The sequence below is a fragment of the Delftia sp. ZNC0008 genome, from assembly GCF_000799035.1.
Lineage (GTDB): Bacteria > Pseudomonadota > Gammaproteobacteria > Burkholderiales > Burkholderiaceae_C > Comamonas > Comamonas tsuruhatensis.
On the sequence record NZ_JTKZ01000155.1, the window covers coordinates 1 to 3,680 of the forward strand.

At 69.3% G+C, this 3,680-nt stretch carries 4 protein-coding genes; 1 reads left to right on the forward strand and 3 read right to left on the reverse strand.

Annotated features, from left to right (window positions below; translation table 11 throughout):
• From L995_RS05210 to L995_RS05220, 3 genes are all read right to left on the reverse strand, one after another.
• The coding region (locus L995_RS05210; protein ID WP_047469838.1) for an esterase-like activity of phytase family protein at positions 1 to 274 on the reverse strand (274 nt) is incomplete at its 3' end.
• Positions 275 to 285: 11 nt separating this feature from the next.
• Positions 286 to 1,782 (reverse strand): glycerol kinase GlpK, encoded by a 1,497-nt coding sequence (gene glpK, locus L995_RS05215; protein ID WP_047469841.1) that lies wholly within the window; start codon positions 1,780 to 1,782, stop codon positions 286 to 288.
• A gap of 73 nt (positions 1,783 to 1,855) precedes the next feature.
• Entirely contained in the window at positions 1,856 to 2,620 is a 765-nt protein-coding gene (locus L995_RS05220) for a DeoR/GlpR family DNA-binding transcription regulator (RefSeq protein ID WP_016452008.1), read from the reverse strand.
• 277 nt (positions 2,621 to 2,897) lie between these two features.
• On the opposite strand from L995_RS05220, the gene L995_RS05225 reads away from it, so the two are divergent.
• On the forward strand, positions 2,898 to 3,680 hold a 783-nt coding region (locus L995_RS05225), incomplete at its 3' end, for an ABC transporter ATP-binding protein (RefSeq protein WP_047469845.1).

Here is a 3,680-nt window from a genome sequence, read left to right on the forward strand (position 1 = left end):
CCGCGTCCATGCGCAGGCGCATCCAGCGCGCGGGGCCGCGGGCCGAGCGGTCATCGCTGATGGCCACGTAGTCGCCGCGCTGCGCGTCGTAGTCCAGGCCCGAGATGCCGCCTGTGATGGCGCCGTCGATGGGCTCGTCCCGCGCAAGGGTGGTGCTGCCCAGCCATTGCAGGCGTGCGCAGGCGGTGGGCTGCGGGACCAGCAGCGCCTGCGGTGGCGCGGCACAGCCTGCCAGCCACAGGCCGAAAGCAACCAGGCTGGCAAGCCGGCGCAAGACAGTCAGCCTCAGGCCGCCAGCGCGGTCTGGGCCACCGCATGCTCCCAGCGTGCCATCAGCTCGTCGGCGCGGTGCTTGTCCAGCGTAGGCACGAAGCGGCGCTCGGCCTTCCACAGCGCCGACAGTTCCTCGGTGCTCTGGTAGATGCCCGAGGACAGGCCCGCCAGGTAGGCCGCGCCCAGGGCCGTGGTCTCCACGCAGGCCGGGCGCACGACGGGAATGCCCAGCAGGTCGGCCTGGAACTGCATGAGCAGGTTGTTGACGCAGGCGCCGCCGTCCACGCGCAGTTCGCTCACCGGCGCGCCGCCGCTGGCCACCGCGTCGCGGCTCATGGCCAGCAGCAGGGCGGCGCTCTGGAAGGCGATGGATTCCAGCGCGGCCCGCGCGATGTGGGCGATGGTGGTGCCGCGCGTCAGGCCCGTGATGGTGCCGCGCGCATCGGGCTTCCAGTAGGGGGCGCCCAGTCCCGTGAAGGCCGGCACCATCATCACGCCGCCCGAGTCGGGCACGCTCTCGGCCAGTTGCTGCACCTGGCCGCTGTGCTCGATGGCGCGCAGCCCGTCGCGCAGCCACTGGACCACGGCGCCGCCCACGAAGACGCTGCCTTCCAGCGCATAGGCCGGCGCAGCGGTGGGCTGTGCCGCAGCGGTGGTCAGCAGGCCGTTGGCAGAGGTCTGGAACACGCCGCCTGTGTGCATGAGCATGAAGCAGCCCGTGCCATAGGTGTTCTTGGCCATGCCGGCCGAAAAGCAGGCCTGGCCGAAGAGGGCGCTTTGCTGGTCGCCGGCCACGCCGCCGATGGCGATCTCGCCGCCCAGCACCTCGGCTGCCGTGCGGCCGAAATCGGCGGCGGAAGGCAGCACCTCGGGCATCAGCGCGCGCGGAATCTCCAGCAGCGCCAGCAGATCGTCGTCCCACTGGTTGGTGTGGACGTTGAACAGCATGGTGCGGCTGGCGTTGGAGACATCGGTCACATGGCGGCGTCCGCCCGTGAGCTGCCAGATCAGCCAGCTGTCCACGGTGCCGAAGGCCAGTTCGCCGCGCTCGGCGGCGGCGCGTGCGCCATTGACGTTGTCCAGGATCCAGCGCAGCTTGGTGCCCGAGAAATAGGCGTCGATCAGCAGGCCGGTCTTGCGCTGGATGGTGTCGGCATGGCCGGCCTCGCGCAACTGGGCGCACAGCGGCTCGGCGCGGCGGTCCTGCCAGACGATGGCGTGGTGTATGGGCTGGCCCGTGGCGCGGTTCCAGACCACGGTGGTCTCGCGCTGGTTGGTGATGCCCAGGGCGCGGATGTCGGCCGCCGCCAGCCCGGCCTTGGCCAGGGCCTCGCGCGCCGTGGCCAGCTGGGTGCGCCAGATCTCGCGCGGATCGTGCTCCACCCAGCCGGGGCGGGGATAGATCTGCGGCAGCTCCAGCTGGGCAGAGGCCACGATGCGGCCCTGGGTGTCGAAGACGATGCTGCGCGAACTGGAGGTGCCCTGGTCCAGGGCAAGCAGATAGGTCATGGTGCGGTATCCAGGAAAAGCAGGGCCGGTGCGCGTGTCCTGTGCGGGCGGTGGCGCAGCGGCTGCGGAAAACTTATTGCGCCACCACGCATTGCACCTCGGCTTCGCGAAGCAGTGCGTCGAAGGGCGCAGGGGGCGCGGTATCGGTGAACAGGCGGTCGATCTGGTCCAGGCGGGCCAGCTCCACCATGGCCTGGCGGTGGAACTTGCTGTGGTCGGCGGCCAGCCAGACCTCGCGCGACTGGGCAATGATGGTCTGGGCCACCTTGACCTCGCGCATGTCGAAGTCGCGCAGGCTGCCATCGGGCTCGATGGCCGAGATGCCGATCAGGGCGATGTCCACCTTGAACTGGCGTATGAAATCCACGGCGGCCTCGCCCACGATGCCCCGGTCGCGCGTGCGCACCACGCCGCCGGCCACGATGACTTCGCAGTCGGCGTTGGAGCTGAGGATGGCCGCCACGTTGAGGTTGTTGGTGATCACGCGCAGGCCCCGGTGCTTGAGCAGGGCCTGGGCCACGGCCTCGGTGGTGGTGCCGATGTTCAGGATCAGCGAGCAGCCGTTGGGAATGGCCTCGGCCACGGCGCGCGCAATGCGCGACTTGCCTTCGGCATGCAGCACCTGGCGCTGGGGGTGGCCCAGGTTCTCGACCGTGGCGCTGGGCACGCGCACGCCGCCGTGAAAGCGCACCATCAGCCCGGCATCTGCCAGCTTCTGAATGTCGCGGCGCACGGTCTGAAGCGTCACGCCCAGGATCTCGGCCAGCTGCTCCACCGTGGTGGACTGGCGGCTGCGGACTTCGTCCAGCAGCTGTAGTTGGCGGGGGTTGGTGTTCACGGCAAATCCATCGGAGGGGCGATCGGGGGGGCGGGTGGATGGTCGGGCAGTCAATCGGGCCGGGCGACGGGTTTATAGCGCATTTGACGCGGCCAGCCGTGGGCTGGGGAACTTTAAAACGAAGAAAAAGGAACAGCACCTAGGGTATGTGTTGATGGGCTGCGATCCGGAAAGAACAAAAATGAAGACGTTCGGGCCTTCAAACGCGCTTTGGAGGCCCGCCTTTCTCCTTGTTCAAATGCTGCCCCGGTGGCGGCCTCGTCAAAAGAGGGCAGTCGTGGAACTGGTGTTGGAGAGAATCAGCAAGCGTGTGGGCGGCCAGACCTGGCTGCACCCCATGCACCTGGAACTGGAAAGCCGCGCGGTGACCGTGCTGCTGGGCGCCACGCAGGCCGGCAAGACCAGCCTGATGCGCATCATGGCCGGTCTGGACGTGCCCACCGAAGGCCGGGTGCGCGTCGATGGCGTCGATGTGACCGGCATGCCCGTGCGCGAGCGCAATGTGGCCATGGTCTACCAGCAGTTCATCAACTATCCCTCGCTCACGGTGGCGGACAACATCGCCTCGCCGCTGAAGCTGCGCGGCGATCGCGACGTGGCGCAGCGCGTGCGCGCCCTGGCCGAGCGGCTGCACATAGAGATGTTCCTGGACCGCTATCCGGCCGAGCTGTCGGGTGGCCAGCAGCAGCGCGTGGCCCTGGCGAGGGCGCTGGCCAAGGGCGCTCCGCTGATGCTGCTGGACGAGCCGCTGGTCAACCTCGACTACAAGCTGCGCGAGGAACTGCGCGAGGAGCTGACCCAGCTGTTCGCCACCGGCAGCTCCACCGTGGTCTACGCCACCACCGAGCCCGGCGAGGCCCTGCTGCTGGGCGGCCACACGGCCGTGCTGCACGAGGGGGAGCTGCTGCAGTACGGCCCCACGGCGGAGGTGTTCCACCGACCCAATTCGCTGCGTGTGGCGCGGGCCTTCAGCGATCCGCCCATGAACCTGGTGCCCGCGCAGGCCGTGGACACCGGGTTGGAGCTGCCCGGCGGCGCGCGGCTGCCCATGGCGACGCGG

Excerpts from the sequence above, each read along its gene's own strand:
- glpK (WP_047469841.1), bottom strand. The coding sequence starts at position 1,782 with ATGACCTATCTGCTTGCCCTGGACCAGGGCACCTCCAGTTCGCGCAGC.